Annotated in this window: 3 protein-coding genes and 2 pseudogenes; 4 read left to right on the top strand and 1 reads right to left on the bottom strand. The window is 52.4% G+C overall.

What is annotated here, in order from left to right:
* Positions 1–225, top strand: a pseudogene (locus PSI15_RS17740) (integrase domain-containing protein); the annotation flags it as partial.
* A 154-nt stretch (positions 226–379) separates the two neighbouring features.
* Positions 380–1000: an antirestriction protein gene (locus PSI15_RS17735; RefSeq protein WP_273584667.1), complete on the top strand. Its 621-nt coding sequence runs from the start codon at positions 380–382 to the stop codon at positions 998–1000.
* Between the two features lie 12 nt (positions 1001–1012).
* On the opposite strand, the gene PSI15_RS17730 is transcribed toward PSI15_RS17735, so the two are convergent.
* A complete protein-coding gene (locus PSI15_RS17730; RefSeq protein WP_273584666.1) occupies positions 1013–1189 on the bottom strand; it encodes a hypothetical protein in 177 nt (58 codons plus the stop codon).
* Between PSI15_RS17730 and PSI15_RS17725 the strand changes: the two genes are divergently transcribed.
* The gene (locus tag PSI15_RS17725) at positions 1184–1618 is read left to right on the top strand and encodes an antirestriction protein (protein ID WP_273584665.1); all 435 of its coding nucleotides are present in this window, start codon (positions 1184–1186) and stop codon (positions 1616–1618) included. The two genes, PSI15_RS17730 and PSI15_RS17725, sit on opposite strands and share 6 nt — an antisense overlap.
* Before the next feature lie 181 nt (positions 1619–1799).
* A pseudogene (locus PSI15_RS17720) lies at positions 1800–2002 on the top strand (hypothetical protein); the annotation flags it as partial.

Genomic DNA, 2002 nt, shown 5'->3' with positions numbered 1-2002 from the left:
GCGATAGACCGTTACCGTTACGTGGTCAGACGTGCCGGACTGGTGGGTCAGCAAGCGCCGCACAGTATGCGTTACCATTTTGCACAGCAATCAGGGGAACATTACAAAGCACAGGGCTTCAGTGAGCGGGAAGCGCTGGCGCTGGTGTCGATGGATTTGGGGCATGGAGATGGACGGGGGCGTTATATCCGGCAGGTTTACTATCAGAATAATGAAACGGAATAACGTTATTTTTCCCTGCCGGAAAAAGAATTACGCATTGACCTTATTATTTCCGTTTATTAGCGTGATAAGGCTTATTAATGATCCGGTCGCTTGTGAGGATCACCTTCGGGCAGCGACAACAACACTCCTGTAGCCTGCAAGGGAGTACACCGATGTGTGGTACATCTGCGCACCTTTGGAAGCAGATATCGTCAGTCCTGATGGCGATGAAGGTTTCTTAATCATTGATGGCCATGCGGCCATTCACCCGGACGGGGAACCTTTCCCGTCGGGCAGGTGTTCTCCGTCTTTTTTTAAGGAGTTCACTACGATGCCAAACAATGAGTTTGTCCAGCTTGACACGCTCTCGCTGTCAGCCACCTTTCCCGGCAGGACACCGCTGGAGCGGCTGTTTCTGGGATTTTTATTGGCCAATACGGCCTCCAGGTTTTGTCAGGTTTATCGGCCTGAACACTGGGAGAGCCGCAGGGTGTCAGAAGGCTTAAGCTTTCTGGTGCCGACGCAACGGGAAACGTATCCCGTGTGGCTGCCTGACCAGCAACTGCATGTCACGCTCTCAGCGGAAGCGTTCGGGCTGGCGGTGACGATGGCGGTGTTTGTCCGTATTGCCGCAGTGGATACCCCGAATGAGGATGCCCACCGCTTCGGGCAATTGCGCAAACATGCGTCGCAACACGCGGAAGCCGCACTGATAAAAACGGCGCTGGATACCCATGTTTCTGACGAGGTGGTCAGTGCGTTTTTTATCGGCAGTCAAAATAACAAAAATCATTAATTCGTCAGCCTGTTATGCTGACATTTTCTCTGTAAGCGCCTGACCGGGGAGCTGAAAACATCTTCCCGTCAGTTGGGCGGGTGTTTTTTCTTCATCCATGCTGGCCAATGTGCCAATCACCCAGACGGGGAACACCTTTCCCGTCGGGCGGGGTGTTCTCCGTTGTTTTATCCGGAGTACATCATGCAACAAAACGAAACCATGACAACGGCGCCATCCACACCGGCGGCAGAATTGTTCCCTTTCGCGGACGTCTTTCCGCGTACCAGTCCGCTGGAATTAATGCTGCTGGAACACACAGTGATTAAAGCCGCAGCTACGCTCTGTGAGGATTACCGCAGTGATCAATGGCGGTGCCGGAAAATATCAGACAAAATCGCCTATGCGGTGCCGACACGGTCTGATACGTATACTGTCAACGTCGATATCACGCACTTTGAAGGTGAAGTGTCAGCGGATATCTTCGGGTTGATAGTGACCCTGACTGTATTGGGTTACCTGACCGCGCTGATGAAGCAGGATGAGGTTGCTGAGCGGTTTTGTGACCTGCGGGAATACGCGTTGCAACATCCGCAGACTCAGTCTATCCGTGCGGCATTGGGATTAAAGGGGGCATGACGGGCTTTTCACTTTATCATGACGAACAGCGCACACCTATTATCACTGATCACTCAGTCCATTAATGCTGTCGTTTTTCTGTTTTTCTTAAGCGCCTGACCGGGGAAGCAAAAACACCTTCCCGGTATCGGGCGGGTGTTTTCTTTATCTGACATTCACTTAATCACTCAAGGAAATCACCATGAACCCGATATTTTTACCGGTACCGGATGATACCGGCGTTGCATCACATCACCCTGTTTTTACGGCTCAGGTCACGGGCCTGATGGATTGCCCGGCACCGGGGACGTATCAACGGGAAAGGACACTGACCGTTTGCACCGCGCCCACGATCACGGAAGCGGTGCAAAAATTGGAAACACTGCATCTGGCGGGTGACTGGCC

The organism is Xenorhabdus sp. PR6a (assembly GCF_028599065.1).
In the GTDB taxonomy this organism is placed as follows: domain Bacteria; phylum Pseudomonadota; class Gammaproteobacteria; order Enterobacterales; family Enterobacteriaceae; genus Xenorhabdus; species Xenorhabdus doucetiae.
The sequence above is the reverse complement of the archived record's forward strand: the minus strand, read 5'-3'. Positions and strand labels throughout refer to the sequence as shown.